At 68.2% G+C, this 26,286-nt stretch carries 22 protein-coding genes; 16 read left to right on the top strand and 6 right to left on the bottom strand.

Annotated elements, in window-relative coordinates:
• Positions 1 to 250 precede the first annotated feature (250 nt).
• Positions 251 to 499 (top strand): hypothetical protein, encoded by a 249-nt coding sequence (locus ABNQ39_RS33210; protein WP_098736097.1) that lies wholly within the window; start codon positions 251 to 253, stop codon positions 497 to 499.
• 94 nt (positions 500 to 593) lie between these two features.
• Positions 594 to 884 (top strand): hypothetical protein, encoded by a 291-nt coding sequence (locus ABNQ39_RS33205; protein ID WP_376966572.1) that lies wholly within the window; start codon positions 594 to 596, stop codon positions 882 to 884.
• Positions 885 to 1,103: 219 nt separating this feature from the next.
• On the opposite strand, the gene ABNQ39_RS33200 is transcribed toward ABNQ39_RS33205, so the two are convergent.
• Positions 1,104 to 1,355 (bottom strand): hypothetical protein, encoded by a 252-nt coding sequence (locus ABNQ39_RS33200; protein ID WP_109048879.1) that lies wholly within the window; start codon positions 1,353 to 1,355, stop codon positions 1,104 to 1,106.
• Positions 1,356 to 1,841: 486 nt separating this feature from the next.
• Here ABNQ39_RS33200 and ABNQ39_RS33195 point away from each other — a divergent pair, with 486 nt between their 5' ends.
• Positions 1,842 to 5,408, top strand: coding sequence for a hybrid sensor histidine kinase/response regulator (locus tag ABNQ39_RS33195; protein WP_376966570.1), 3,567 nt, complete (start codon positions 1,842 to 1,844; stop codon positions 5,406 to 5,408).
• A 53-nt stretch (positions 5,409 to 5,461) separates the two neighbouring features.
• The gene (locus ABNQ39_RS33190; RefSeq protein ID WP_376966568.1) at positions 5,462 to 6,190 is read left to right on the top strand and encodes a LuxR C-terminal-related transcriptional regulator; all 729 of its coding nucleotides are present in this window, start codon (positions 5,462 to 5,464) and stop codon (positions 6,188 to 6,190) included.
• 3 nt (positions 6,191 to 6,193) lie between these two features.
• Here ABNQ39_RS33190 and ABNQ39_RS33185 read toward each other — a convergent pair whose 3' ends face one another.
• Entirely contained in the window at positions 6,194 to 6,838 is a 645-nt protein-coding gene (locus ABNQ39_RS33185; RefSeq protein ID WP_376966566.1) for a LysE family translocator, read from the bottom strand.
• Between the two features lie 141 nt (positions 6,839 to 6,979).
• Between ABNQ39_RS33185 and ABNQ39_RS33180 the strand changes: the two genes are divergently transcribed.
• Together ABNQ39_RS33180 and ABNQ39_RS33175 are read left to right on the top strand one after the other, a co-directional pair.
• Positions 6,980 to 7,480: an Lrp/AsnC family transcriptional regulator gene (locus ABNQ39_RS33180; RefSeq protein ID WP_376966564.1), complete on the top strand. Its 501-nt coding sequence runs from the start codon at positions 6,980 to 6,982 to the stop codon at positions 7,478 to 7,480.
• A gap of 120 nt (positions 7,481 to 7,600) precedes the next feature.
• Complete coding sequence (locus ABNQ39_RS33175; RefSeq protein ID WP_376966562.1) at positions 7,601 to 8,788, top strand: DNA polymerase IV; 1,188 nt, start codon at positions 7,601 to 7,603, stop codon at positions 8,786 to 8,788.
• A 112-nt stretch (positions 8,789 to 8,900) separates the two neighbouring features.
• On the opposite strand, the gene rnk is transcribed toward ABNQ39_RS33175, so the two are convergent.
• Together rnk and ABNQ39_RS33165 are read right to left on the bottom strand one after the other, a co-directional pair.
• Positions 8,901 to 9,323, bottom strand: a complete 423-nt coding sequence (gene rnk, locus ABNQ39_RS33170; RefSeq protein WP_376966560.1) for a nucleoside diphosphate kinase regulator — start codon at positions 9,321 to 9,323, stop codon at positions 8,901 to 8,903.
• Positions 9,324 to 9,728: 405 nt separating this feature from the next.
• Positions 9,729 to 10,208 (bottom strand): Lrp/AsnC family transcriptional regulator, encoded by a 480-nt coding sequence (locus ABNQ39_RS33165; RefSeq protein ID WP_376966558.1) that lies wholly within the window; start codon positions 10,206 to 10,208, stop codon positions 9,729 to 9,731.
• Positions 10,209 to 10,425: 217 nt separating this feature from the next.
• Between ABNQ39_RS33165 and ald the strand changes: the two genes are divergently transcribed.
• The 7 genes from ald to ABNQ39_RS33130 all read left to right on the top strand — a co-directional run bounded on the left by ald (position 10,426) and on the right by ABNQ39_RS33130 (position 18,726).
• Positions 10,426 to 11,550, top strand: coding sequence for an alanine dehydrogenase (ald, locus tag ABNQ39_RS33160; RefSeq protein ID WP_376966556.1), 1,125 nt, complete (start codon positions 10,426 to 10,428; stop codon positions 11,548 to 11,550).
• A gap of 757 nt (positions 11,551 to 12,307) precedes the next feature.
• A complete protein-coding gene (locus ABNQ39_RS33155) occupies positions 12,308 to 13,213 on the top strand; it encodes an ABC transporter permease subunit (RefSeq protein WP_109491242.1) in 906 nt (301 codons plus the stop codon).
• A gap of 5 nt (positions 13,214 to 13,218) precedes the next feature.
• Positions 13,219 to 14,706, top strand: a complete 1,488-nt coding sequence (gene livM, locus ABNQ39_RS33150; protein ID WP_376965399.1) for a high-affinity branched-chain amino acid ABC transporter permease LivM — start codon at positions 13,219 to 13,221, stop codon at positions 14,704 to 14,706.
• A gap of 8 nt (positions 14,707 to 14,714) precedes the next feature.
• Positions 14,715 to 15,602, top strand: coding sequence for an ABC transporter ATP-binding protein (locus ABNQ39_RS33145; RefSeq protein WP_376965401.1), 888 nt, complete (start codon positions 14,715 to 14,717; stop codon positions 15,600 to 15,602).
• Between the two features lie 3 nt (positions 15,603 to 15,605).
• Positions 15,606 to 16,316, top strand: coding sequence for an ABC transporter ATP-binding protein (locus tag ABNQ39_RS33140; protein ID WP_014189439.1), 711 nt, complete (start codon positions 15,606 to 15,608; stop codon positions 16,314 to 16,316).
• Between the two features lies 1 nt (position 16,317).
• Positions 16,318 to 16,671 (top strand): DUF6867 family protein, encoded by a 354-nt coding sequence (locus tag ABNQ39_RS33135; protein WP_376966554.1) that lies wholly within the window; start codon positions 16,318 to 16,320, stop codon positions 16,669 to 16,671.
• A gap of 369 nt (positions 16,672 to 17,040) precedes the next feature.
• On the top strand, positions 17,041 to 18,726 hold the full coding sequence (locus ABNQ39_RS33130; RefSeq protein ID WP_376966552.1) for a methyl-accepting chemotaxis protein: 1,686 nt from the start codon (positions 17,041 to 17,043) through the stop codon (positions 18,724 to 18,726).
• Positions 18,727 to 18,909: 183 nt separating this feature from the next.
• Here ABNQ39_RS33130 and ABNQ39_RS33125 read toward each other — a convergent pair whose 3' ends face one another.
• The gene (locus ABNQ39_RS33125; RefSeq protein WP_376966550.1) at positions 18,910 to 20,088 is read right to left on the bottom strand and encodes an acyl-CoA dehydrogenase; all 1,179 of its coding nucleotides are present in this window, start codon (positions 20,086 to 20,088) and stop codon (positions 18,910 to 18,912) included.
• Between the two features lie 301 nt (positions 20,089 to 20,389).
• Here ABNQ39_RS33125 and ABNQ39_RS33120 point away from each other — a divergent pair, with 301 nt between their 5' ends.
• The 3 genes from ABNQ39_RS33120 to ABNQ39_RS33110 all read left to right on the top strand — a co-directional run bounded on the left by ABNQ39_RS33120 (position 20,390) and on the right by ABNQ39_RS33110 (position 25,281).
• Complete coding sequence (locus ABNQ39_RS33120) at positions 20,390 to 22,108, top strand: VTT domain-containing protein (RefSeq protein WP_376966548.1); 1,719 nt, start codon at positions 20,390 to 20,392, stop codon at positions 22,106 to 22,108.
• A gap of 40 nt (positions 22,109 to 22,148) precedes the next feature.
• On the top strand, positions 22,149 to 22,799 hold the full coding sequence (locus ABNQ39_RS33115) for a DUF1345 domain-containing protein (protein ID WP_376966546.1): 651 nt from the start codon (positions 22,149 to 22,151) through the stop codon (positions 22,797 to 22,799).
• 112 nt (positions 22,800 to 22,911) lie between these two features.
• Positions 22,912 to 25,281 (top strand): mechanosensitive ion channel domain-containing protein, encoded by a 2,370-nt coding sequence (locus ABNQ39_RS33110; protein ID WP_376966544.1) that lies wholly within the window; start codon positions 22,912 to 22,914, stop codon positions 25,279 to 25,281.
• On the opposite strand, the gene ABNQ39_RS33105 is transcribed toward ABNQ39_RS33110, so the two are convergent.
• Positions 25,278 to 26,192 carry a LysR family transcriptional regulator gene (locus tag ABNQ39_RS33105; protein WP_376966542.1) on the bottom strand — a complete coding sequence of 305 codons (915 nt, stop codon included), beginning with the start codon at positions 26,190 to 26,192 and terminating at the stop codon, positions 25,278 to 25,280. The two genes, ABNQ39_RS33110 and ABNQ39_RS33105, sit on opposite strands and share 4 nt — an antisense overlap.
• Between the last annotated feature and the right edge of the window lie 94 nt (positions 26,193 to 26,286).

The following is a 26,286-nucleotide window of genomic DNA, read 5'->3' as shown; positions in this document are numbered from 1 at the left end:
CGCAGTGGCGGCGGAGCCGGCCGAAATTTGCCGCGTCAGACCCGCGAAACGGTCACAGGCGGAATAATTCGCTGCGACCTATGTTGGTCCCGGTATCGGCCGGTCCGCGGCGGCATCGCCCAGGCGCTGGTTGTGGCTCCATCGTCGAATTGTCACAGCCGAACGTCATAGGCGCCATTGCGGAATCCGGAACGAAGGTCTAGTTTGTTTGTGCCCCCAACGATTTCCCGAGCATGGGAAGGTGCCATCCATGAACCTGCACAATCTGGCCAGCGATATGGTGCAAACCGCTCTGGCCTGTGAAAAGGCGCTCCCCGGACGGGCGAACGCCGACGAACATGATCTCGCCCGGCACATCCTGGTCGAACCCGACCACGCCTGGCACGTTTGCGAGACCTATGCCCGCGCGGTCAGCATTCCGGTGGAACAGCTCCCGGTCAGCCAGCTCCGCGGCCTCATCAGCGACATCGTCCTGTCGAAGCTTCCCCGTTACGACTGAGTTTCTCGATCCCAAGGGCCGGCGCCGTATCCGGCCGATGGCCGGAACGTTCCGGGTTTTCCAAACCCCGCACTCCAAGTTCCGTGGTGCCACCATGGCGATCGAGCTTCATTCCTTTACCGTAACGCTGGCCGTCGCGGATGCGACCGGATGTTCCAGCGCCGCCGAACACCGTGCCCGCATCTGGAAGGCCGTGTCCGACCTGTCGGCCGCCGTCCGCAGTGCCGGCATGGCGACCGAGGCCCGGCTCCGCGGCCAGGACCGTCAGGGCCATGTCCTGTTCGAGGCGACCGACACCGGCGCCGCCTTCCTCCGCGGCCTGCCCGCCATCGCCAGCGTCGATGACGCGCGCAGGAACGGCGGGCGCGTCCAGCTTCGTCACTGACGGGGCTGCTTGTCTCTCTAGGGGCGATTGTCGGCTGTCATCCCCGCGAAGGCGGGGATCCAGGCTTCCCGGTCAAGCGCTTGAAACGGCTGGATTCCCGCCTTCGCGGGAATGACGGCCGAGAAAAGAGCATGATCGGCGCCCACCGCAACTGCCGAAAAAGCAAAGGCCCGCCGCTCCGATCCGGAGCGGCGGGCCTTGCCCTGTCAGAGACAGGGTTCAGCGCGCGCGGTGGCGCAGCGGCCGGACGTTGCTTTCGGTCTCGACCTCTTCCTCGGTGGGGCGCACCTTCTTCAGCTGGACGATGAAACGCTCGGCGCCGTTCTCCATCACGGCGATGCCGGTCAGGCCATGCGCCCAGTCACAGGGAACGACGTGGATTTCCTTGATGGTGGCGGTGCCGGCCGCAAGCTCCGCACGGTCCAGGACCACGTCCCCGACCCGGAACCCCAAATAGGCGTCGATCAGCATTCTCTTGGGCGTCCGTCTTCCGTTTCAGGCCACGCACCGGGGCCGGCACCGACGGCCGGGCTCCCTTACGATGGACCATCTTGCCATAGATTGGGCCGTTCGCGACGCTTTCCCAGCGATGACGACGCAGTAAACCGACAGGGACCCCCGTTTGTCCCATTGCCGGCGGGGCCGGACGGCGGGCGCGGAAGCGGCCGTTCCCGTCCGAGGGAGGAGACGGAAACGGCCGATTCGGCGGTCCCCGGCCCCTTTGGCGGATGCCCGGGACCGGGGCGGGAACGCCAGCCGTCGCACCAGCGGCGACCGGGACGGCGGCGTCCGGCAGGCGCAGAATAGTTCGATAAACAAACCATTTGCGCCCCCTACCTTCGTTCAGCCCTGCACAGTTCTTGAGCAATTCCCAGCCCGCCCGTTGGCGGCGGCGGGAGCATTGCGATAGGGTCGTCGCACAGGTCCCCCGTCCCACCCCAAAGAGGTCCGTCGGTCGTGCAGAGTTGGCTGGTGCTGGCCGTTTCGGCGGCCTATCTGGGGGTTCTGTTCGCCATCGCTTGGTGGGGCGACCGGCGCACCGCCGGCGGCGCGCTGCTGTCGGCCTCGCCGCGGGCGACCGGCATCCTCTTTGCGCTGACGCTGTGCATCTACAACACCAGCTGGAGCTTCTACGGCTCGGTCGGCCGGGCCTCGGCCAGCGGGTTCGATTTCCTGCCGATCTATCTGGCGCCGATGATCCTGCTGCTGGCGGCCCGCCCGGTGCTGACCAAGACCATCGCCATCACCAAGGCGCAGAACGTCACCTCCATCGCCGACTTCATCGGCGCCCGCTACGGCAAGAGCCAGGCGGTGGCGGCGCTGGTGACGCTGACGGCGCTGGTCGGCGTGCTGCCCTACATCGCCTTGCAGCTGAAGGCGGTCGCCGCCAGCTTCGACGTGCTGACGGCCCCGTCGCTGGCGGCCCCGGCGGCGCTGCCGCCGCCGGTCTGGGGCGACACCGCCTTCGCCGTGGCGCTGTCGATGGCGGTCTTCACCATCCTGTTCGGCGTCCGCCACATCAACGCCAGCGAGCATCACCGCGGCCTGATGCTGGCCATTGCGTTCGAGAGCCTGGTGAAGCTGACCGTCTTTCTGGCGGTGGCCGCCTTCATCGTCTGGGGCATGTTCGACGGCTACACCGACCTGATCGCCCGGCCGCAGGCCGAACCGCTGCTGTCGCCCGACTTCACCGACCCGACCTGGTGGTCGAACACGGCGATCTCGATCATCGCCTTCCTCTGCCTGCCGCAGATGTACCATGTGATGACGGTGGAGAACGACAATCCCCGCCATCTGCGCGCCGCCGCCTGGATGTACCCCTCCTATCTGGTGGCGCTGAGCGCCCTGATGATCCCCATCGCGGTCGCCGGGCTGATCACCTTCGAAGACGGCATCAATCCCGACACCTTCATGATCACCCTGCCCATCGCGGCGGGGGCGAGCGGTTTCAGCCTGCTGTCCTTCATCGGCGGCCTGTCGGCGGCGACCGGCATGGTCATCGTCGCCGCGGTGTCGCTCAGCACCATGCTGTGCAACGACGTGGTGATGCCGCTGCTGCTCAGGCGCAAGCGCTTCGCCGCCCGCGTCGGCCGGCGCGACATGGTCGGCACGCTCCTGCTGGTGCGGCGGCTGTCGGTGGTGGGCATCCTGCTGCTGGCCTATGCCATGCACCGGCTGGTCGACCACGACTACCCGCTGACCGTCATCGGCCTCCTGTCCTTCGTCGCGGTGGCGCAGTTCGGGCCGGCCTTCTTCGGCGGGCTCTACTGGCGGCGGGCCAACCGGGTGGGGGCGCTGGCCGGGCTGGGCGCCGGCTTCCTGCTGTGGGTCTACACGCTGCTGGTGCCGTCGATGGCGCGCATCGTGCCGGTGCCGGACGCCTTCCTCGATCACGGCCCCTGGGGCATCGGCTGGCTGCGCCCGCAGGCCCTGTTCGGGATCGAGGGGCTGGACCCCATCTCCCACGCCAGCCTGTGGAGCCTGCTCGCCAACCTGATCGCCTTCGTCGCCGGCTCGCTGCTGGCGCGGCCCAGCGCGGTGGAGCGCACCCAGGCCGTCTTCTACACCAGCGCCAGCGCCGACCGGGACGAGGACGACACCCCCCAGGCGCTGGCCAAGCTGGCCGACCTGCGGGCGCTCGCCATCCGCTTCGTCGGGGCGGAGCGCGGCAACGCCGCCTTCGATGCGTACGCCGCCAGGGGCGGCCTGCTCCATCCGGCCGGCCGCAAGGGCGAGACCGGCCCCGCCGACCTCGACGCCGTCCGCTTCACCGAGACGCTGATCGCCGGCGCCATCGGCGCGGCGTCGGCGCGGGTGGTGATGGCCGCCTCGCTCCAGGGCCGCACGCTGTCGCGCGGCGACGCCATGGCGATGCTGGACGAGGCGTCGGAGGCGCTGCGCTTCAACCGCAAGCTTCTCCAGGCGACGCTGGAGAACATCGGCCAGGGCATCTGCGTGATCGACGCCGACCACCGCATCGCCGCCTGGAACCACCGCTATCTGGAACTGCTCGACCTGCCGGCCGACATGGTGCGGGTTGGCGTGCCCTTCGCCGATTTGATCCGTTTCAACGAGCGGCGCGGCGAATACAGCGCCCACGACATGACGGCGCTGCTGACCAACCGCGACACCGCCAACCAGCAATGGCCCTACCGCTACGAGCGGCGGCGCCCCGACGGCACGGTGCTGGAGATCGTCGCCAATCCGCTGCCGGAAGGCGGCTATGTCTCGACCTACACCGACGTGACCGAGCGCTACCGCGCCGCCGAGGCCCTGCGCGAGGCCAACGAGAGCCTGGAGCACCGCGTGCAGGAGCGCACCGACGCCCTGCAACAGGCGAAGGCGGAGGCCGAGGCGGCCAATGCCAGCAAGACCCGCTTCCTCGCCGCCGCCAGCCACGATCTGCTGCAACCGCTGAACGCCGCCCGCCTGTTCGTCTCGGCGTTGGAGGAGAGCATGCGGGGACCGCTGCCGACGCCCGGCCAGCGGGAGTCGGAATGCGGCATGATCGACAACGCCGCCGCCTCCCTGCGCTCGACCGAGATGCTGCTGGGCGGGCTGCTCGACATCTCCTCGCTCGACGCCGGCAATGTCCGCGTGACGCTGCGCAGCTTCGCCATCGACGAGCTGCTGGGCGGGCTGGGGGTGGAGTTCTCCGCCCTGGCGCAGGAACGCGGGCTGACCTTGAAGGTGGTGGGCTGCGGTGCGGTGGTGCGCTCCGACCCGCAGCTTCTGCGCCGGGTGTTGCAGAATTTCCTGTCCAACGCCATCCGCTACACGCCGAAGGGCCGCGTCCTGCTCGGCTGCCGGCGCCGCCGCGACCCTCTTCACGGCGACCGGCTGCGCATCGAGGTGTGGGACACCGGCCCCGGCATCCCCGAGGCCAAGCGCCACGAGGTGTTCGAGGAGTTCCGCCGGCTGGGCGGCGAAAACGGCGGCGGCAACCCCGCCGACAAGGGATTGGGCCTCGGCCTCGCCATCGTCGACCGCATCGCCCGGCTGCTCGACCACCCCGTCACCCTGCGCTCCACCGTCGGGCGCGGCACCGGCTTCGCGGTGGAGGTGCCGATGGAGCAGGCCCGCGCCACCCCGGTCACCCGCCCGGTCTCCACCCCCGCCGCCCTGTCGGCCGGGCTTCTGGTGCTGTGCATCGACAATGAGGAACCGATCCTCGCCGGCCTGCGCGCCCTTCTCGGCCAATGGGGCTGCCGGGTGGCGACGGCGTCGGACGTCGCCGGGGCGCTGGCGGCGCTCACCCCCTTCGACGGGGCGCTTCCCGATGTGGTCTGTGTCGATTATCACGTGGGGGACGGCCAGACGGGGCTTGCGGTTCTGGAGCGGTTGCGGGAATTGTGGGACCGCCCGGTCAAGGGGCTGCTGCTGACCGCCGACCGTTCCGAAGCGGTGCGGGCGGAAGCGGAGCGTTGCGGCTGCGGGGTGCTCTACAAACCGGTGAAGCCGGCGTCGCTGCGCCGCTTCCTGAACGGGGCGGCCTTGCAGACGGCGGCCGTGGCCGAGCGTTAAGGCTGGAACCGGACAAAAGCCGGGCGGCCGCAAATGGGGGGAGTGCGGAAGCCATGGGCGAGGACAGCGTAGCAGGCGCATCGGAAACGGCTGGGCAGACGGCGGCCGAAACGGCAGCCGGGCAAACGGTGGCCGGACAGACGACAATCGTCATCGGCGACGACCATCCGCTGGTGCAGGCGGCGCTGCGCGACGCGCTGGGCAGGGCGATGCCGGAGGTGCGGGTGATCGAATGCCCGGACCTCGAGTCGGTGATGACCGCGGTGGGGCAGCGGCCGGACGGGATCGACCTCGTCCTGCTCGACCTGAACATGCCCGGCACCCACGGCTTCGCCGGCCTGTTCCTGATGCTGGCCCATCACCCCACCGTGCCGGTCGCCATCCTGTCGGCCTTGCAGGATCCCGACACCATCCGCCGGGCGCTGGCCTATGGCGCCTCGGGCTACATCCCGAAATCGCTGTCGATGCCGGCGATGGCCGACGCCATCCGCGCCATCCTGTCCGGCGAGACCTGGGCGCCGCCGCTGTCGGCGGTGTCATCGGAAGCCGACGAGGCCGACGCTGCCCGCCGCTTCGCCTCGCTGTCGCCGCAGCAGCTGCGCATCCTGACGATGATCGTCGACGGCAAGCTGAACAAGCAGATCGCCGGAGATCTCAACGTGTCGGAGCAGACGGTGAAGGTCCACGTCTCCAGCATCCTGCGCAAACTGAACGTGGTCAGCCGCACCCAGGCCGCCGTCGTCGCCGGCCGTCTGGCGGTGGGTGGGGATGTGCTGAGATAGGCCCTACAGCCGCTGAACGGCGGCGAGCCGCACGCCGAAGCCGATCAGCAGGGCGGCGAAGCTCCAGCGCTGCACCGCCTCCACGACACGGTGACGGGCGACCAGCCCGGCAAGGGCCGCTCCGGCCAGGGCATAGAGGCTGTCGAAGGCCATCCCGACGCCGACGAGGATCGCACCCAGCATGGCGAATTGCCCGGACACGCCGCCGGCCTCGGTCTGGATGAACTGCGGCAGCAGGACCGAGCAGAACAGCAGCGCCTTGGGGTTCAGCAGGTTGGTCAGCAGGCCGCGCAGCATGTCCGCAAGGTAGGACGCAGCGCCCCTCCCCGCTTGCGGTCCCGCCGCACCGCCAGCGGCAGCGGGGCTGAGGGGTGGCATGCGCAGGACGCCGATGCCCAGCCATACCAGATAGGCGGCTCCGGCGATGCGGACGAGGTCGAAGACCGCGGGCGCGGTGCGCAGCAGCGCCGCCAGCCCCAGGGCGGCCAGCGCCACATGGGCCGCCCGCGCCATCGCCAGCCCCAGTGCCGTCGCCAACGCATGCCGCCGCCCCTGCCGTGCCCCCGTCTGCAACAGCAGGAGCATGTCGGCTCCCGGCACCAGATAGGCCACCGCCAGCGCGCCGATGAAGATCGAAAGTCCCGGCATTCCCGCCTCCCTCGCCCGAAATCGATGACCGAGTCTAGCTCCGGGAACGCTGGCAGGTCCTTGCGAGTTGCGCTGCTAGAGCGCAGCATTCTGGTGAATCATGCCAAGAAACTGGCGATCAACATGAAGGTCGTGCCAATCATGAAATTCGATGCCATCGACCGCCGCATCCTGGCGGCTTTGCAGCGTGACGCCCGGCTGACCAATGTCGAGCTGGCCGAGGAAGTCGGATTGTCGCCGTCCCCCTGTCTGCGCCGGGTCCGTCTGCTGGAGGAAGCCGGCGTCATCGCCGGTTACCAGGCCTCGCTCGACCGGAAGGCCGTCGGCCTTGGCCTGACGGTGTTCGTCGGCATCAAGGTGGAGCGCCACCACGACCGCGAGGCGACCGCCTTCCGCGAAGCGGTGAAGGCGTTGCCGGAGGTCGTTTCCTGCCATCTGGTCTCGGGGGAGTCCGACTTTCTGCTTCAGGTCGTCGTTCCCGAACTGGCCGGCTACGAGAAATTCTTGCTGGGAACCCTGCTGAAGCTGCCGGGCGTCGCCGACATCCGCAGCAACTTCGCGATCCAGACGGTCAAGGCCGGCGGTGCGTTGCCGCTTGACCATCTGCCGGCGTCCCACCCGCCGGCCGACGGCAAGCCCTGACCTGACACCGATTGTCAGTTCCGTTCACCATACGTACCCAAAGACTGGCCCCTACCGCCACGTCTTGCTACTCTCGGCCTTATCATACCGCCGGACCGAGAAGGCCACGGGTCAACCATCATGACCACCGCCCTGCACAGCGTCTGCCGCGACTGCGCCGCCGCCCTCCCCGGCGCAGGATCGGGTGAAATGACGCGCTGCCCGAAATGCGGCAGCCGGCGGCTGTTCCGCCATGCCGAGCTGCACAGCCTGCCCATCGGCCACATCGACTGCGACAGTTTCTACGCCACCGTTGAGAAGCGCGACCGGCCGGAGCTGGCCAGCCGTCCGGTGATCGTCGGCGGCGACGACCATCGCGGGGTGGTCGCCGCCTGCTGCTATGTCGCGCGGATATCGGGCGTGCGCTCGGCCATGACGATCCGCGAGGCGCTGGACCGCTGCCCCGACGCCACCATCATCCGCCCCAACATCGCCAAATACAAAGAGGTCGGCCATCGCGCCCGCGAGATCATGGAGGCCTTCACCCCCCTGGTCGAGCCGATCAGCATCGACGAGGCCTATCTCGACCTGACCGGCGTGGAAGACCGCCTCAGCATCAGCCCGGCCCAGGCGCTGGTGGAGATCGTCCGCCGCTTCGAGCGGGAACTGCGCATCACCGCCTCCATCGGCCTCAGCTACAACAAGCTGCTGGCGAAGATCGCGTCCGACCTCGACAAGCCGCGCGGCTTCTCCGCGCTGGGCCGGGCGGAGGCGGCGGCCTTCCTGGCGCCCAAGCGGGTCACCATCCTGTGGGGCGTCGGCCCGGCGCTGGAGCGCAAGCTGTTCGCCGACGGCATCACCCGTGTCGGCGACCTGCAGGACAGGGACGAGCATTGGCTGGTCAAGCGCTACGGCGCCATGGGCCGGGTGCTCTACAGCTACGCCCGCGGCGAGGATTCCCGCCGGGTCCATCCCGAGTCGCCGAGCAAGAGCATCTCGTCGGAGGAGACCTTCGACTGGGACGTGACCACCCTGCCCGCCCTGGCGCAGGAGCTGCGCCCGCTGGCCGACAAGGTCGCCCGCCGGCTGGAGCGCGAGGGGCTGCTCGGCCGCAGCGTGGTGCTGAAGCTGAAGACCAAGGATTTCCAGCAGCTGACCCGCTCCCGCCGGGTGGAGCCGACCCGCTCGGCCGAGGCGATCCTGGCGGCCGGCCTCGCGCTCCTGGAACGCGAGGTCGACGGCCGCGCCTTCCGCCTGATCGGCATCGGCTGCACCGACCTGACCCACCCGGAAACCGCCCCCGACCCGGAACTCGACCTGTTCGGGTGAGAGGGAACAGGAAAGATCGGCGGCCTTGGCGCAGGGCTGTATTTCCCATAGCCGCCCAGCCGACGAAGCGGTTGTGAAGCGTCTTGCGTGCAGTCGCTCTTCCGACCGCGGATCATGCGGCGACGGCGCGCCCGTCCGCAATGGGAGGCTCGACGGCCAAGACGGTAAGGGTCTTCGCCTCGCCCTCGCGCGTGTACCATGTGATCGACTGTCCTTCCGCGACGCCAATGAGGGCCGCGCCGATGGGGGTCAGCACCGACACCCGACCGGCCGCGAGGTCGGCATCGCCCGGATAAACCAGGGTGACGGTCCGCTCCTGCCCGGTCACCTCATCCCGGAACGCCACGCGCGCGCCCATCCTGACCACCGTCGTCACCAGTTCGCCGGCATCGACCACCGAAGCGCGCTCCAGTTCGACCGTGAGGTACGCGTATACATCGGGCAACCTCTCGGAAACCGCCTCTACCAGAGCCGAGAGGCGGTCATGGTCGGTGGCGGTCAGCACGATGGGCGGAAACTGGTCTGCGGGACGCATCGAGGTCTTCCTTCGCTTTTCTCGGCATGCGCACAACCGGCCGCCAGGCGACGCCCCCCCGGTGGGCGCCTCATCGGTCATGCGGCGGTTGCACGCGATAAACCCGCGACCGCATGGATGCGGTTCGAGCGGCTCTCTTGGATTTGGAGACGATGTCGGCCCCGGACGGTCCGGGAGCCTTGCCTCAGGCGACCAGATCCGGGGCGGGCGAGCCTGCGTGAACGCGGCCTGCACGCAGGAGGTTACGGATATGGCGGGGCGGCAGTGTCATGGTTCCCCGAACTTGGACAGGTTCGCTCCGGAATTCAAGGATTACACGATCACGGCGGTGGCACGGGCGGTGGCACGCGGCCCTTCCTGAGCGAACGTGCCTCCTTCGGCAAAAGGAAGACGTTCCCTCAACGGTCAGTCCGCCCGATCCTCCAGCGCCGGCAGGCTGCCGGGGCGCACGATGCTGCGGATGGCGAAGCTCGACTGGATGCGCACCACGCCGGGCAGGCGCGACAGCGAATCCTTGTAGATGCGGTCGTAATCGCCCGGATCCTGTGCCACCACCCGCAGCAGATAGTCGGAACTGCCGGACAACAGATAGCACTCCCGCACTTCCGGACAGCGGCGGACGGCGGCGTCGAAGCGGCGCAGATACTCGTCGGTCTGCCGTTCCAGCGTGATCTGGACGAGGACGGTCACCGACCGCTCCTCGTCCACCGTCTCGATGATGGCGGTATAGCCGCGGATGACGCCGGAATGCTCCAGCATGTGCAGGCGGCGCAGGCAGGCCGAGGGCGACAGCCCGACCTCCGCCGCCAGCTTGGCGTTGCTCATCCGGCCGTCCTTGCGGAGAAGGCGCAGGATCTTGTGGTCCAGAGCGTCCAGGGCGTGCATGCAACTTTATTCGAAGACGTGGTGGATCGTGCGAAAGCACCACCACACTATGGGGGATTCATGCAAGGCTTTGCAGAGATTCACCCGCTTCGCCGGCCGTATAGTGACATTGCTGAGACAATCCGCTCCACCGATGGTTTCCTTGGATACCAATGGTTCTGCTGGATTCGATTGGCCGGATTGACGGAAACGGGCGTTCGGATCGGGGAGATCTCGCATGGTCACGCGCATCGGCGTTCCCAAGGAAATCAAGAACCACGAATACCGCGTCGGGCTGACGCCGGCATCTGTCCGCGAACTCACGGCGGACGGCCATTCCCTGCTGGTGCAGAGCGGCGCCGGCGCCGAGATCGGCTTTTCCGACGAGGCCTACCGCGCGGCGGGGGCCGAGATCGCCGAAACCGCCGAGGAGGTCTTTGCAAAGGCCGAGCTTATCGTGAAGGTCAAGGAGCCGCAGCCGGCGGAATGTCGCAGGCTGCGGCCGGATCAGGTGCTCTTCACCTATCTGCACCTCGCCCCCGATCCCGAACAGGCCCGGCTGCTGATGGACAGCGGCTGCACCGCCATCGCCTATGAAACAGTCACCGACCGCGCCGGCCGCCTGCCTCTGCTGGCGCCGATGTCGGAAATCGCCGGCCGCATGGCGATCCAGGTCGGCGCCGTCGCCTTGCAGAAAAGCAACGGCGGCTCCGGCATCCTGCTGGGCGGCGTGCCCGGCGTGCTGCCCGGCAAGGTTCTGGTCATCGGCGGCGGCGTGGTCGGCGCCAACGCCGCCCGCATGGCGATGGGGCTGGGCGCCGACGTGACCATCGCCGACCGCTCCATGCCGCGGCTGGCCCAGCTGGACGATTTGTTCGGCCCGCGGCTGAAGACCGTCTATGCCTCCGCCGACACGCTCGACCGGCTGGTCGCCGATGCCGATCTGGTGATCGGCGCCGTGCTGGTGCCGGGCGCCGCGGCGCCGAAACTGGTGCGCCGCGACCAGCTGGCCGGCATGCGCCGCGGTTCGGTCCTGGTGGACGTCGCCATCGACCAGGGCGGCTGCTTCGAGACCAGCCACGCCACCACCCATTCCGACCCGACCTATGTGGTGGACGGCGTGGTGCATTACTGCGTCGCCAACATGCCGGGCGCGGTCGCCCGCACCAGCACCGAGGCGCTGAACCACGCCACCCTGCCCTTCGTCCAGGCGCTGGCCGGCAAGGGCTGGAAACGAGCGCTGGCCGAGGATCCGCACCTGCTGGCCGGGCTGAACGTCCAGGCCGGCCGGCTGACCTATCCGGCGGTCGCCGAAGCCCTGGGACAGCCCTTCACCGACCCGCGCGAACTGGTCGGCGGATAATGTGAACAGCTGTTGACAATAAACTGAACGATATTTCTCGGAACCGCCAAGGACAGAAATTTTGAACGGAAAAGGCGCGACGCTTCGGAACGATTGTTGTTTTTTTCAACCCTTGGAAAGAGAGTGTTGCGCCTACGGATCAAGTTGCATTACCTGTCTGTCACAAGAAAAAGGGTAACATATGCAACCGGCGCTTAAGTGCCGGGGCCAAAGACCAAGAACAGTTTTGAACAGGGTAAGGCGCGGCGCCTTTCGCCGACTGGTGCTGTCCGGACGGTCATTCCGTCCGAACTGGCCCGCGATTCACAAGCAGGATGTCCGGCAGCGATGCCGGTGGGGACGCCACGGCTGCAAGCCCGTGCCGCGCAAGTGGGAGCTGTTGACCATGGTCGAACGACGGAATGCCGCTCGGGTGCATGACCGCACCCCCGCGACCTCGTCGCGTATCCGGAAGATGCATGCCTGGGCGCCCGTCCGGATGAAGGCCGGCCTTGTCCCGGCTCCCGGCATGCCGGCCCGCAGCGGTCCCCTGTAACGAATTCGCCCGAAGCCCCGCCGGATCCCGCATCCGGCGGGGCTTCGGCAAGAACCGGGTGCGGCGGCGGGGTTCCAAGCGTCCCCTGCCTCGGTCCTGGATGTTCTCCCCCGTTCATCCGGATCGGAACTCCGCTGCCGCACACGGCTTAAATCCAGTTTTTGCCCGGTTTTCGCGTGCCTGCCTATTCGTTGATCTGGGAGAGTGGGAGAAGCCTGCCTGATGGAATATTTTCTTCAGCAATTGATCAACGGCTTGTCGCTTGGAGCGATCTACGGCCTGATCGCGATCGGCTACACGATGGTGTACGGCATCATCGGGATGATCAACTTCGCCCATGGCGAGATTTACATGATCGGCTCCTTCGTGGCGCTGATTACCTTCCTGGCCATCGGCGCGCTCGGCATCACCTGGGTGCCGCTGGCGCTGCTGATCATGCTGCTCGCCTCCATGCTGTTCACCAGCGTCTATGGCTGGACGGTCGAGCGCATCGCCTACCGGCCGCTGCGCTCCTCGCCAAGGCTGGCGCCGCTGATCTCCGCCATCGGCATGTCGATCTTCCTGCAGAACTACATCCAGATCCTCCAGGGCGCCCGCTCCAAGCCGCTGCAGCCCATCCTGCCCGGCAACCTCACCCTGATGGACGGCGCCGTCTCGGTCAGCTACGTCCGCCTCGCCACCATCATCATCACCCTGGTCCTGATGGTCGGCTTCACCATGCTGATCAACCGCACCTCGCTGGGACGCGCCCAGCGCGCCTGCGAGCAGGACAAGAAGATGGCCGGCCTGCTCGGCGTCAACGTCGACCGCGTCATCTCGCTGACCTTCGTCATGGGTGCCGCGCTCGCCGCCGTCGCCGGCATGATGGTGCTGCTGATCTATGGCGTCATCGACTTCTACATCGGCTTCCTGGCCGGGGTGAAAAGCTTCACCGCCGCCGTGCTCGGCGGGGTCGGCTCGCTGCCCGGCGCCATGCTCGGCGGCGTGGTCATCGGCCTGATCGAGGCCTTCTGGTCCGGCTATGTCGGGTCCGAATGGAAGGACGTCGCAACCTTCTCCATCCTCGTCCTCGTCCTGATCTTCCGGCCCACCGGCCTGCTCGGCCGGCCCGAGATCGAGAAGGTGTAAGCGCCATGACCACCCATTCCAACACCCTCTCCGCCGGGCGCGGCGCCACGCGCGGCGTCGACTGGGCCGCCACGATCAAGGACGCCGGCCTCGCCGCCTTCGTGGCATTGCTGCTGACCGTGCCGCTGGTGGGACTGCGCACGGTGGACCGCCCCACCGGGCTGGGCATCGAAGCCCGGCCGGAGGAGGTCGTCGCCTCCATCCTGCTGGTCTTCCTCGGCCGGCTCGGGCTCGGGCTGATCCGCCAGGGCATGGCGCTGCCGGTGCTGATCCTGGCGGTCCTTTGCGCCGGCGTCGGGCTGGTGCTGCCGATGCCGACCCAGGTGCTGCGCCTGGTGCTGGTGCTGGGCGGCGGCGTCATCGCGCTGCGCGCCGCCATGACGGTCGCCACCGGCCGTTCCAAGCTGTCCCAGGCCGACCGCGACAAGCGCATGGACCGCGTCGCCGCCAAGGTGCAGCACGCCAGCAAATACATCGGCCCGGTCGCCGTGGTCTTCGCCGCCATCCTGCCGATGACGCCGCTGGCCGACCGCATGCTGCTGGACATCGGCATCCTGCTGCTGACCTACATCATGCTGGGCTGGGGCCTGAACATCGTGGTCGGCCTCGCCGGCCTGCTCGACCTCGGCTATGTCGCCTTCTACGCCGTCGGCGCCTACAGCTACGCGCTGCTGGCGCATTACTTCGGGCTCAGCTTCTGGCTCTGCCTGCCGCTGGCGGGCCTGCTCGCCGCCTGCTCGGGCGTGCTGCTCGGCTTCCCGGTCCTGCGGCTGCGCGGCGACTATTTCGCCATCGTGACCTTGGGCTTCGGCGAGATCATCCGCATCATCCTGGTCAACTGGTACCAGTTCACCGGCGGCCCGAACGGCATCTCCGGCATTCCGCGGCCGAGCTTCTTCGGCATCGCCGACTTCTCCCGCACGCCCTCCGACGGCATGGCCGCCTTCCACGAGCTGTTCGGGCTGGAGTTCTCGCCGCTCCACCGCATCGTCTTCCTCTATTACCTCATCCTGGCGCTGGCGCTGGTGGTGAACCTGTTCACGCTCAGGGTGCGCAAGCTGCCGCTGGGCCGGGCCTGGGAGGCGCTGCGCGAGGACGACATCGCCTGCGCGTCCTTGGGCATCAACCGCACCAACATGAAGCTGGCGGCCTTTGCGATTGCGGCGATGTTCGGCGGCTTCGCCGGCTCCTTCTTCGCCACGCGCCAGGGCTTCATCAGCCCGGAGAGCTTCACCTTCATCGAGTCGGCGATCATCCTGGCCATCGTGGTGCTGGGCGGCATGGGCAGCCAGATCGGCGTGGTGGTCGCCACCCTGCTGGTGATCGGCCTGCCGGAAGCGTTCCGCGAGCTGGCCGACTACCGCATGCTGGCGTTTGGTGCCGGCATGGTGGTGATCATGCTGTGGCGTCCGCGCGGCCTGCTGGCCCACCGCGACCCGACCATCCTCCTGCATGGGGGCAAGAAGCCGATCCCGGCGGGAGCCGCGAAATGAGCGCCGCGATGAATACCGATAAGCCCTTGCTGAGCGTCGAACACCTGACCATGCGTTTCGGCGGTCTGGTGGCGAACAACGACGTGTCGTTCGAGGCGCGGGCGGGCGAGATCACCGCGCTGATCGGCCCGAACGGCGCCGGCAAGACGACGCTGTTCAACTGCGTCACCGGCTTCTACACCCCGACCGTGGGGCGGCTGACGCTACGCCACCCGGCCGGCAAGGAGTTCCTGCTGGAGCGGATGCCGGGCTACCGCATCGCCCAGCTGGCGGGCGTGGCGCGCACCTTCCAGAACATCCGGCTGTTCAGCGGCATGAGCGTCCTGGAGAATTTGATCGTCGCCCAGCACAACAAGCTGATGCGGGCGTCGGGCTTCGCCATCGCCGGCCTGCTCGGCCTGCCCGGTTTCCGCAAGGCCGAGCATGAGGCGGTGGAGCTGGCGAAATACTGGCTGGACCGGGTCCGCCTGACCGAGTTCGCCGACTGGGAAGCCGGCAACCTGCCCTACGGCGCCCAGCGCCGGCTGGAGATCGCGCGGGCGATGTGCACCGAGCCGGTGCTGCTGTGCCTGGACGAGCCGGCGGCCGGCCTGAACCCGCGCGAGTCGGGGGAGCTGGCCGAGATCCTGACCTTCATCCGCGACGTGCAGACGCCGCAGGGCCACCGCACCGGCGTGTTGCTGATCGAGCATGACATGAGCGTGGTGATGCGCATTTCCGACCATGTGGTGGTGCTGGACTATGGCCGGAAGATTTCCGACGGCGATCCGGAGCATGTGAAGAACGACCCGGCGGTGATCCGCGCCTATCTGGGCGAGGACGAGGACGAAGCCCTGCCGCCGGAGATCGCCGCCGACCTGAACATCGCGCCCACCGCCGGCCAGAAGGGAGCCTGAGCCATGTTGAAGGTATCGGGCGTCCACACCTTCTACGGCGCCATCGAGGCGCTGAAGGGCATCGACATCGAGATCGGCGCCGGCGAGATCGTCTCGCTGATCGGCGCCAACGGGGCCGGCAAGTCGACGCTGCTGATGACGATCTGCGGCAGTCCGCGGGCGCGCCAGGGCCGGGTGTTCTTCGAGGGCGAGGACATCACCGACCTGCCCACCCACGAGATCGTGCGGCGCGGCATCGCCCAGTCTCCGGAAGGCCGTCGCATCTTCCCGCGCATGACGGTGCTGGAGAACCTGCAGATGGGCTCCATCGTCGCCCAGCCCGGCAGCTTCGAGCGCGAGCTTGAGCGGGTGCTGACGCTGTTCCCGCGGCTGAAGGAGCGCATCAACCAGCGCGCCGGGACGATGTCGGGCGGCGAGCAGCAGATGCTGGCGATCGGCCGGGCCTTGATGAGCCAGCCGCGTCTGCTGCTGCTGGACGAGCCGTCGCTGGGACTGGCGCCGCTGATCGTGAAGCAGATCTTCCAGGTGATCCAGGAGATCAACCGGGAACAGAAGATGACGGTGTTCATGGTCGAGCAGAACGCCTTCCATGCGCTGAAGCTGGCGCACCGGGCCTATGTGATGGTGACGGGCAAGATCACGATGACGGGGACGGGGGCGCAGCTTCTGGCCGACCCGGAGGTTCGCGCGGCCTATCTGGAAGGGGGACACTGAGATGGAAACGATCCTTGGCTCCTCCGTTCCGGTGTTCGTGTTCCTGACGCTTCTGGTGTTCGGCGGCTGCGGCGTGCTGACCGGGCAGACGCTGGCGGAGGGGTGGAAGCCGGTCTCCAGCGTGCTGGCCTACTCGCTGCTGCTGGGGGTGGGCGACCGCTTCCTCGCCTGGGGCCTGTTCGGCGAGCAGCTCCTATCGCTGTGGGGCTTTATCGTCCACACGGTGGTGATCGGGCTGATCACGCTGACCGCACACCGCATCGCCATCGCACGGCGCATGGTCAACCAGTATCCTTGGTTGTACGAGACTGCCGGCCCCTTCGGCTGGCGTGAGCGCACCCCGGCCCGCGGCTGAATCCGCTCCGGAAAAGCACAGATAAAAAGAACTGAAGCCGGATTTTTGAAATTTCCGGCATGAAAAGGCGCCGCTTCGTCCAAGCGACGGCGGCGCCTTCACTTTGTCCAGGCTGGACCAAGACTTTGGGATTGCCGCGACAACTGGCAATCTTCCGAAAGTCAGAGAAGAAGATCATGGTGCAGACCATGATATGCGGTTACAATATCATTTAAATTTTGCAATTCGTTGACGCTTTTGTGGCGGACGCCGGCCTTGCCGGCGGTGCTTCGCCGTGCCCTGCGTCGTGCCTCCATGGGTGCCTTTGCGGGTGCCTCCGTGGCAGGCGGCCGGGCGGGAAGCGGAGGCGGCACGGGAAGGGGCAAGAGCATGGCAGTGGACAAGGCGGCCGCATCCCGGCCGCGACGGTTCTGGAGCGTGGGGCGGAAGGTGACGGCGGCCTTCGTCGCCGCCATCGTCGGCGGCTTCATCGTCATCATGGGGCTTCAGGCCAAGATGCAGTATGACGACGCGGTGCGGCTCGCCACGCACGACGCCCGCGTCAAGACGGACATGCTGGCCAACGCCACCAAGACCAGCTTCGTCGCCGGAGACGGCGCCTCCATCGAGACGGAGTTCATGCCGCTGGCCGACAGCAGCGAGGTGCAACTCGCCTCGCTGCGGGCGGCGACATCCGGCGGCACGCTCGCCGACTTCTCCAACCAGCGCTTCGCCAAATACGACCTGAAGGCCGACCAGGACCTGATCGAGGCGGTGCTGGCCGGCAAGGGCGCGCAGACCCGCCCGGCCAACGGCCACATCGTGGTGACGGTGCCGGTGGTGACCGGCAAGAGCAACCGGCTGGTCGGCGCCCTCCAGATCGCCTGGAGCCTGGACCAGCAGATCGACGCCATCGCCACCCAGATGCGCAACCAGATCGCCATCTGCCTGATCGCGCTGGTGGTGCAGATCGCCCTGCTCAACGTCCTGCTCGGCCGCATCGTCATCCGCCCGCTGCGCGCCATGTCGGCGGCGATGGCGAAGCTGGCCGACGGCGACACGACGGTCGAGGTGCCCGGCAACGGCCGCTCCGACGAGATCGGCGCCATGGCCGGCTCGGTCACCGTCTTCCGCGACAACGCCCGCGCCATCGAGCGCATGCACGCGGCCCAGGCCGAAGCCGACGCCAAGGCGGAAGCCGCCAAGCGGGCCGCCTTGCTCGACCTCGCCGACCGGTTCCAGGGCACGGTGAAGCGTCTGGTCGAGGGCATCGCCGAGTCGTCCGCCGGCATGGCCGACAGCGCCGACCGCATGGCCGCGGTGGTGGGCGAGGCGACCAGCCAGACCCGCAACGTCGCCCGCGAATCCGACGACATCCAGTCCAACGTCCGCTCCGCCGCGGCGGCGGCGACCGAACTCGCCAGCTCCATTGGCGGCATTTCCGATCAGGTCGGCCATTCCGCCCGCATCGCCGGCGAGGCGGTGTCCCACACCGACCGCACCAACGCCACCGTCCAGGGGCTGATCGCCAACGCCGAGCGCATCGGTCAGGTGATCGGGCTGATCCACGCCATCGCCAAGCAGACCAACCTGCTGGCACTGAACGCCACCATCGAGGCGGCGCGGGCGGGCGAGGCCGGCAAGGGCTTTGCCGTGGTGGCGACCGAGGTGAAGGGTCTGGCCGACCAGACCGCCAAGGCCACCGACGAGATCGCCGCCCAGGTCAACGCTATGCAGTCGGTGACCCGCGAAGCCGCCGACGCCATCGGCGCCATCGGTTCGACCATCACCGAGATCGACGGCATTTCCGGCACCATCACCCAGTCGGTGCAGGAACAGAACGCCGCCACCCAGGAGATCGCGCGGGCGGTGGAGATGGCCGCACTCGGCACCCAGGACGTGTCGGCCACCATCGCAGCCCTGGCCCAGACGGCGGAGAGCGCCGGCAGCACCGCGCTCGGCGTCCAGGATGCCGCCCGCGGCCTGTCCGGCCAGACCCGCGCCCTGGCCGCCGAGGTGGAGCGCTTCCTGACCGAGGTGCGCCAGCAGGCGAACGGAGAGGTGAGAGCGGCGTAAAGACGCCCTCTCCCGCCCCGGGAGAAGGAGGGAAGACCCGACGCTGTCGGGCGGGAAAGGACAGGATCGCTCCGAGCGACCCGCAACCACACCGATCCTCGGAGCGTCCCTCACCCTCCCGCCGTTTCACGGCGGGTCCCTCCCTCTCCCGGGGCGGGGGAGGGGTTTTGCGACCTTACAGCCTTAGAAGAACGCCTGGAGGCCCGTCTGCGCCCGGCCCAGGATCAGGGCGTGGACGTCGTGGGTGCCTTCGTAGGTGTTCACCGTCTCCAGGTTCACCATGTGGCGGATGACTTGGAACTCTTCGGAGATGCCGTTGCCGCCGTGCATGTCGCGGGCGACGCGGGCGATGTCGAGCGCCTTGCCGCAGTTGTTGCGCTTGATCAGCGAGATCGCTTCCGGCGACCAGCTGCCGTCGTCCATCATGCGGCCGACGCGCAGGCAGGCCTGGAGGCCCAGCGTGATCTCCGTCATCATGTCGGCCAGCTTCTTCTGGACCAGCTGGGTCTGGGCCAGCGGACGGCCGAACTGCTTGCGGTCCAGCGTGTACTGGCGGGCGGCGTGCCAGCAGAACTCCGCGGCCCCCAGCACGCCCCAGGCGATGCCGTAGCGCGCCTTGTTCAGGCAGCCGAACGGACCGCCGAGGCCCGACACGTTGGGCAGCAGGTTCTCGTCGGGGACGAAGGCCTCGTCCAGCACGATCTCGCCGGTGACCGACGAGCGCAGCGACAGCTTGCCCTCGATCTTCGGCGTGGAGAAGCCCTTGGTCCCGCGCTCGACCACGAAGCCCTTGATCTTGTTGTCATGGGCGTCCGACTTCGCCCAGACGACGGCGAGGTCGGCGATGGGGGAGTTGGTGATCCACATCTTGGAGCCCGACAGCAGATAGCCGCCGTCGACCTTGGTGGCGCGGGTCTTCATGCCGCCGGGGTCGGAGCCGTGGTCCGGCTCGGTCAGGCCGAAGCAGCCGATCAGCTCGCCGGTGGCCAGACGCGGCAGCCACTTCTTCTTCTGCTCTTCGCTGCCGTACGAATAAATCGGGTGCATGACCAGCGAGGACTGCACCGACATGGCGGAGCGGTAGCCGCTGTCCACCCGCTCGACCTCGCGTGCAACCAGACCGTAGGCGACGTGGCTGACGCCCGGCCCGCCATACTCCTCCGGGATGGTCGGACCGAGCAGGCCCAGCTCGCCCATCTCGGTCATGATCTCGCGGTCGAACCGCTCCTCGCGGAAGGCGGAGATGACACGGGGCTGCAACCGGTCCTGGCAGTAGGCACGGGCGCTGTCGCGCACCAGCTTCTCATCCTCGGTCAGTTGGGCTTCAAGGAGGAAGGCGTCGTCCCACTGGATGCTCTGCACGGTGCGTCTCCTGGTCGTGTCACAGGGCGGTTGATCCGCCGGTCATCGATGGGCCACCGTCCAACCGGCTGGTCATCGGGCAGTCGGTCGGCCGGCCATCGATTGAAACGCACTCTGCCGCGCCGGCGCCATAGCTGCAAACACATATTTTCTATCATAGCCATAACTTTTCTATATGGCTCAAAAGAAACAGTCGCTATGTCGCACGGTTCCATAAAAGTTTTAACGTGAAGCTTACCATTTCCTATGCAATTTTGCCGACGGCACCGTAACCGCCCCCTACCCAACGGACAGACCGCACGTGTTTGCTGCATTGCAACCAATAACCGCTTTCGCCGGTTTTCCCCTGTTGCTGGGCCTTGCTTTGCTTACGCTTCTGCACGAAGACGTTGCAATTGCGGTTGGAGCGAGCCTCGTCAGCGTCGGCACCGTCAGCATCGGCGTGACCGCCATCACCCTGCTGTGTGGGATTGTTATCGGCGATTTGTTCATTTATGTCCTTGGACTATTGTCCCTGCGGATCAATTGGATCCGGCGGCGGACCGAAGGTCCTATGCTTGAACGCTGCCGCGGAGCCTTGCAGAGGAACCTGTTGCCGACCCTGGTGACTTGCCGGCTGGTTCCCGGCGTCTTGTTCCCGACCTACTTCGCCTGCGGGGTGATGCGGGTGCCGTTCCTGCGCTTCATCGCCATCACGCTGGCGACCGCCGGGGTGCATGTCGGGCTGCTGCTGACCCTGATGACCTCGTCGCTCGAAGCGGCGGCGATCCAGGTGCAGGTGATCGGCATCGGCTGCGCCGCGCTGCTGATGATCCTGCGCACCAAGCGGGCACAGTCCATCGTCCGCGCGCTGTTCGCCCGCATCCGGGCGGTGCTGGAACCGCTGCTGCCCGAGGCCCTGCGCGACGCGCTGCACGGCAGCCCGACCCCGCGCGCCATCGCCCTGCCCGGCCTGCCGGTGGTGCCGGCCGGCGCCCCGACCATCGGCTGGGCGGAGCGCATCCCGCCGCTGCTGTTCTACATCCCGCTGGTGGCACAGTGGCTGGCGCTCGGCGTCCGCTACCGCAGCCTGTCGCTGCCGACCGCCGCCAACCCGTCGATCGAGGCGGGCGGGCTGCTCGGCGAGTCGAAGATCGCCTGCATGGACCTGATCGGACCGCAAGCGCGCCAATGGGCGGCGAAATCCGTCGCCCTGGTCAACCGCCCGTCGCTGACCCCGGCGCAACTGGAGTCGCTGGCGTCGGGCGCCGGCCTGTCCTTCCCGCTGGTCGCCAAGCCGGACATCGGCTGGCGCGGCATCGGCGTGCGGCTGGTGCGCGACGCCGCCGATCTCCACACCTATCTCCGCGGCTTCCCGGCCGACGTTAAGCTGATCCTGCAGGAGCATGTGGCTTACGCCGGCGAGGCCGGCATCTTCTACGTCCGCAAGCCGGGGGAACGGCACGGGCGCATCTTCTCCATGACCTTCCGCTATTACCCGCATGTGGTGGGCGACGGCCGCTCCACCCTGCGCCAGCTGATCGCCGCCGATCCGCGCGCCTCCTGGAAATCCGAGCTGCACCACGAGGCGCTGGCCGACCGGCTGGACGAGGTACCGGAGGCCGGGCGCACGGTGCGGCTGTCGCTGGTCGGCAGCAGCCGTGTCGGCGGCCTCTACAAGGATGCCTGCGGCCATGTCACCGCGACCCTGACCGCGCGCTTCGACGAGATCGCCGACCAGATGCCGGGCTTCCATTTCGGCCGCTTCGACGTGCGCTTCGCCTCGGTGGAGCGGCTGGCGGTGGGCGAGGATTTCCGCATCATCGAGGTGAACGGCGCCGGGGCCGAGGCCATCCACATGTGGGACCCGGAGTTCAAGCTGGGCGACGCCTACGCCACCCTGTTCCACCAGCAGGCGCTGATGTTCGAGGTGGCCGATGCCTGCCGGGCGGCCGGGGCGCAGCCGCTGACCGCGCTGGAATTGGTACGCTATCAGCGCCGCCAGCAGACCTTGCTTCCGCTCTACCCCGCCTCCAACTGAACGGGCGTGCGCATCGCCGCACGCCATCGCTGGAGACCACATGCGCGGCAGCCTGACCCATCTGCGCAACCGCCCGTCGCTGAGCGGGGCGCTGGCCGTAGCACTGCTGGCCGGGGGCCTCGCCGCCGTCTGGCTGCGCCCCACCACCGCGGTGCTGACCGGCTGGGATTGCGGGATCGCCGCCTACATCCTGCTGGCCGGCATCCTGATGAGCCGGGCCACGGTGGCGTCGATGCGCCGGCGGGCCAGACTGCTCGATCCCGGCAAATGGGGGGTGCTGGCCGGGGCGGTGCTGGCCTCGCTCGCGGCGCTGGTCGCCATCGTGGCGGAACTGGTGTCGGCCAAGGGCTCCCCGCACGAAGGGATGGCGGCGGTGCTGTCGGGGGTGACGGTCCTGCTGTCCTGGGGCTTCCTGCATGTCTTCTTCGCCCAGCATTACGCCCATGATTATTGGCTGGGTGGGAAGTCGGTCGAGGAACGCAGCCTGGATTTTCCCGGCAACGACGCGCCGGATTACCTGGAGTTCCTCTATTTCAGCTTCACCGTCGGCATGACCGCGCAGGTGTCCGACGTGACCACCCGCGGCGCCGGCATGCGCCGTCTGGTGCTGATGCACGGCGCGCTCTCCTTCCTGTTCAACACCGCGGTGCTGGCGCTGGGCGTCAATCTGGCCGCCGGGCTGGTCAGCTGAGGCCACCCCGCCCTGTCGCAATTGCTGCGATGGAGCCTTCGGAGACCCTTCCCGGCAGCGCGATCTACGCTACTCTCATCGGATCGAACGCCACGCTTCGCGACGCAAGGCCATGCCGACCCCTCCGTTCCCCGCCCGCGCCTTTCCCTTGCGTCTCCGCTGGCCGGTACGGCTCCGGGCGGCGACGCTGATTATGCTGCTGGGGTTGCTGTCGCTCGGCTTGGCGTTCGCCGAGGCGTCGGCCCAGACCGCGGCGCCGCCTGCCACACCTGCGCCGGCGCCGGCCACGGCCCCCGCCACTACCGCCCCAGCCGCACCCGCCCCGCCCTCCGCAGCCGCCACTGCGGCCGACGGCATGATGATGCTGATGCTCAGCGAGGGGCGCGACCGCATGGCGGGGTTCCGCGGCAAGCTCGCCAAGCGGCTGCGCGCCACACCGGCGATCCCATCGGCCATCGTCGCCACCCTGAAAGCCCAGAGCCCGACCGGCGAGCCCGCCTATTTCCTCCAGGTCATCGCCTTGACCTTCGCCCTGATGGCGGCAGGCCACGGGGTGCAGCATCTGGTCTATCAGCGGCCGGTCGCCCGCCGCCTGCTGCCGCCCCCGGCCGAGCCGAGGCCGGGCGGCTCCATCCTGGCCGCCCGCTTTCCCCGTCTGGTGGCGCACGCGCTGCTGACGCTGGTCGGCATGCTGCTTGCCACGCTGATCGGGTTCGGGCTCGCCACCGCGCTGGTGCCGGAACCGACGCCGATGACCGAGAAGACGGTCATCCTCGCCGGGGCCGGCTATCTGCTGGTCTGGGCCATCGCCCTGTTCTGGCGGCTGGTGATGCCGCCCGGGGCGGCGGCGGATGCCGGCGTGGCCCCGGCGGTGCGCCGGCTGCGGCGCGATCTGACCGCCAGCGGCGCCGTGGGCGTCGCCCTGATGATCGGCACCATCTGGCTGGAGGCGCTGGGCATGCCCTACGACCCGCACGCGGTGCTGGTCGCGCTGTTCGGGCTGCTCACCGTGCTGGCGACGGTCGGCGCGCTCTATGCCAACCGCCAGACGGTGGAGCGCGCCTTCCTGGCCGGGCGGCCGGCGGCGACGGTGGCGCCGCTGGAGCGGCTGACCCTGCGCCTGTGGTTTCCGGCCGTCCTGGTCTATTTCGCCTATGCCCTGGCGACGCTGGTCAACCGCCTGATCCTGGGCTGGCCGACCGAGCTGCCGCTGCTGCTCGGCGCCTATGCCGTCGCCGCGGCGATCCTCGCCGTCTATGCCACCGTCACCTATGCCACCGAATGGCTGTTCCACCATCGCCGCACCCTGTGGCGGCCGCTGGAGGAAGGCCGCGAGGGCGCGCCGGACGGCGACGGCCAATTCCCCGACACTCCCCGGCCGGCGGCCATCGACAGCTACGAGGCGCTGGCCCGGCGGGTGGCGGGCATCCTCGCCGCCGCCGCCGGGGTGGCGGTGACCCTGTCGGTGTGGAACATCCCGCGCATGCACGGCGATGCGGCGGACAAGCTCATCAGCATCATGACGGTCTGCCTGATCGGCTATGTCGCCTATCACGGCGTCCGCATCTGGATCGACCGCCGGATCGCCGAGGAGGGGCCGACCCCCGGCGTCATTCCCGGCGACGAGGGCAGCGGCCACGGCTCGGCCAGCCGGCTGGCGACGCTGCTGCCGCTGGTGCGCAACTTCATCCTGCTGTCGATCCTCGGCGCGATCCTGCTCAGCGTCCTGATGGATCTCGGCGTCAACATCGCGCCGCTGTTCGCCGGGGCGGGCGTGGCCGGCATCGCCATCGGCTTCGGCGCGCAGACGCTGATCCGCGACATCTTCTCCGGCGCCTTCTTCCTGATCGATGACGCCTTCCGCAAGGGTGAATACATCGAGATCGGCGCCATCCGCGGCACGGTGGAGAAGATCTCGGTGCGTTCGATGCAGCTGCGCCACCATCGCGGCCCGCTGCACACCGTGCCCTTTGGCGAGATCCACCAGCTGACCAACTATTCGCGCGACTGGGTGATCATGAAGCTGCCGCTGCGCATCACCTACGACACCGATGTCGAGAAGGTGCGCAAGCACATCAAGCAGCTTGGCCAGATGCTGCTCGACGACCCCGATCTGGGCCCGAAATTCCTCCAGCCGCTGAAATCGCAGGGCGTCATCCAGATGGAGGATTCCGCGATGATCCTCCGCGTCAAGTTCATGACCCGGCCCGGCGACCAGTGGGAGATCCGCAAGCGGGTCTATCAGGAACTCAACGCCCTGTTCCGCCGCGAGGGCATCCGCTTCGCCAACCGCGAGGTGACGGTCCGCTTCGCCCGCGAGGCGACGGCGACCGGCGCCACCGGCGATCCCCCCACCGGCGACCCGGTGACGATGCAGATCGGCGAGGAGGAACGCACCCTGGCCGCCGGCGCCGTCCTGCACGCGCTGGGCGAGGACGTGCCGGACGCCAAGCCCGCAGCCGCACGGCGCCTGAAGAGCTAGACGCCCTCCCCGGTCCCGCTGCCGCGCAGGACCTCCAGGAAGCGGTCCAGCACCAGATTGGGCTGGGCCCCCTTCTTGGTCACCACCTGGAACTCCAGGGCATGGCGGTAGGTGCCGGGCAGCAGCGCCCGCATCATGCCGCGCTCGACCCATTGCCGCGCGTAATGGATGGGCAGGAAGCCGACATAGCATCCGGTCAGGATCAGGAACGCCACCCCCTCGCGGTCGGTGGCCGTCGCGGTGTTGTTCAGCTCGTGGGGAAGCTGCGCCTGGGTCGGCGCCACCGCGTCGGCCGCCTCGACATCCTCGCGCGTCACCGCGTCCTCGGGACGGTCGAACAGCGGATGGCCGTCACCGCAATAGAGCAGCGATTCCTCGCTGTAGAGCGGCAGGCCGGCCAGCCCCGGCAGCCCCCGGCGGACCGGGACGACGCCGACATGCAGCTGCCCGTCCAGCACGCCGCGCTCGATCTCGTTGGGCGGGATCATGCGGATGTTGACCCGGACCTCCGGCGCCAGCTGCTTCAGGCCGCGCAGCGCGTGGGTCACCCGCATCTGCGGCATGGTGACGAGGTTGTCGGTGATGCCGATGTTCAATTCGCCGCGCAGGCGGCGATGGACCGTGTTGATCTCGCTGCGGAAGCTCTCGGTGCTGGCAAGCAGGCGCAAGCTCGCCTCATAGGCCAGCCGCCCCTCCTCCGTCAGCCGGAAGCCAGCCCGCCCGCGCCAGCACAGCGTCAGCCCGAGCCGGCGCTCCAGATCGGCCATATGCTGGCTGATCGCGGCGCGGCTGATGTTCAGCTCCACCTCGGCGGCGGAGAAGCCGCCGCACTCCACCACCGTCCGGAACACGCGCAGCAGCCGGATGTCGGCATCGCTGATCGGGGCCATCGACCGGGCCGGCTTGCTCATGCTGTCGCCTAAGGAAAGTTAAGCGGATGGTTACGTGAAGTTCTTCCACTTTGGATTTGATGGCAACCGGGAACCGCTCACACTGGCTGCCGAA

Origin of the sequence: Azospirillum sp. A26 (genome assembly GCF_042604635.1) — a bacterium.
GTDB classification, from domain to species: domain Bacteria; phylum Pseudomonadota; class Alphaproteobacteria; order Azospirillales; family Azospirillaceae; genus Azospirillum; species Azospirillum palustre.
The sequence above is the reverse complement of the archived record's forward strand: the minus strand, read 5'-3'. Positions and strand labels throughout refer to the sequence as shown.

Bases quoted from the DNA above. Each gene is read 5' to 3' on its own strand.
- ABNQ39_RS33210 (WP_098736097.1), top strand. From the start codon at position 251: ATGAACCTGCACAATCTGGCCAGCGATATGGTGCAAACCGCTCTGGCC.
- ABNQ39_RS33205 (WP_376966572.1), top strand. From the start codon at position 594: ATGGCGATCGAGCTTCATTCCTTTACCGTAACGCTGGCCGTCGCGGAT.
- ABNQ39_RS33200 (WP_109048879.1), bottom strand. From the start codon at position 1,355: ATGCTGATCGACGCCTATTTGGGGTTCCGGGTCGGGGACGTGGTCCTG.
- ABNQ39_RS33190 (WP_376966568.1), top strand. From the start codon at position 5,462: ATGGGCGAGGACAGCGTAGCAGGCGCATCGGAAACGGCTGGGCAGACG.
- ABNQ39_RS33185 (WP_376966566.1), bottom strand. From the start codon at position 6,838: ATGCCGGGACTTTCGATCTTCATCGGCGCGCTGGCGGTGGCCTATCTG.
- ABNQ39_RS33180 (WP_376966564.1), top strand. From the start codon at position 6,980: ATGAAATTCGATGCCATCGACCGCCGCATCCTGGCGGCTTTGCAGCGT.
- ABNQ39_RS33175 (WP_376966562.1), top strand. From the start codon at position 7,601: ATGACCACCGCCCTGCACAGCGTCTGCCGCGACTGCGCCGCCGCCCTC.
- rnk (WP_376966560.1), bottom strand. From the start codon at position 9,323: ATGCGTCCCGCAGACCAGTTTCCGCCCATCGTGCTGACCGCCACCGAC.
- ABNQ39_RS33165 (WP_376966558.1), bottom strand. From the start codon at position 10,208: ATGCACGCCCTGGACGCTCTGGACCACAAGATCCTGCGCCTTCTCCGC.
- ald (WP_376966556.1), top strand. From the start codon at position 10,426: ATGGTCACGCGCATCGGCGTTCCCAAGGAAATCAAGAACCACGAATAC.
- ABNQ39_RS33155 (WP_109491242.1), top strand. From the start codon at position 12,308: ATGGAATATTTTCTTCAGCAATTGATCAACGGCTTGTCGCTTGGAGCG.
- livM (WP_376965399.1), top strand. From the start codon at position 13,219: ATGACCACCCATTCCAACACCCTCTCCGCCGGGCGCGGCGCCACGCGC.
- ABNQ39_RS33145 (WP_376965401.1), top strand. From the start codon at position 14,715: ATGAATACCGATAAGCCCTTGCTGAGCGTCGAACACCTGACCATGCGT.
- ABNQ39_RS33140 (WP_014189439.1), top strand. From the start codon at position 15,606: ATGTTGAAGGTATCGGGCGTCCACACCTTCTACGGCGCCATCGAGGCG.
- ABNQ39_RS33135 (WP_376966554.1), top strand. From the start codon at position 16,318: ATGGAAACGATCCTTGGCTCCTCCGTTCCGGTGTTCGTGTTCCTGACG.
- ABNQ39_RS33130 (WP_376966552.1), top strand. From the start codon at position 17,041: ATGGCAGTGGACAAGGCGGCCGCATCCCGGCCGCGACGGTTCTGGAGC.
- ABNQ39_RS33115 (WP_376966546.1), top strand. From the start codon at position 22,149: ATGCGCGGCAGCCTGACCCATCTGCGCAACCGCCCGTCGCTGAGCGGG.
- ABNQ39_RS33110 (WP_376966544.1), top strand. From the start codon at position 22,912: ATGCCGACCCCTCCGTTCCCCGCCCGCGCCTTTCCCTTGCGTCTCCGC.
- ABNQ39_RS33105 (WP_376966542.1), bottom strand. From the start codon at position 26,192: ATGAGCAAGCCGGCCCGGTCGATGGCCCCGATCAGCGATGCCGACATC.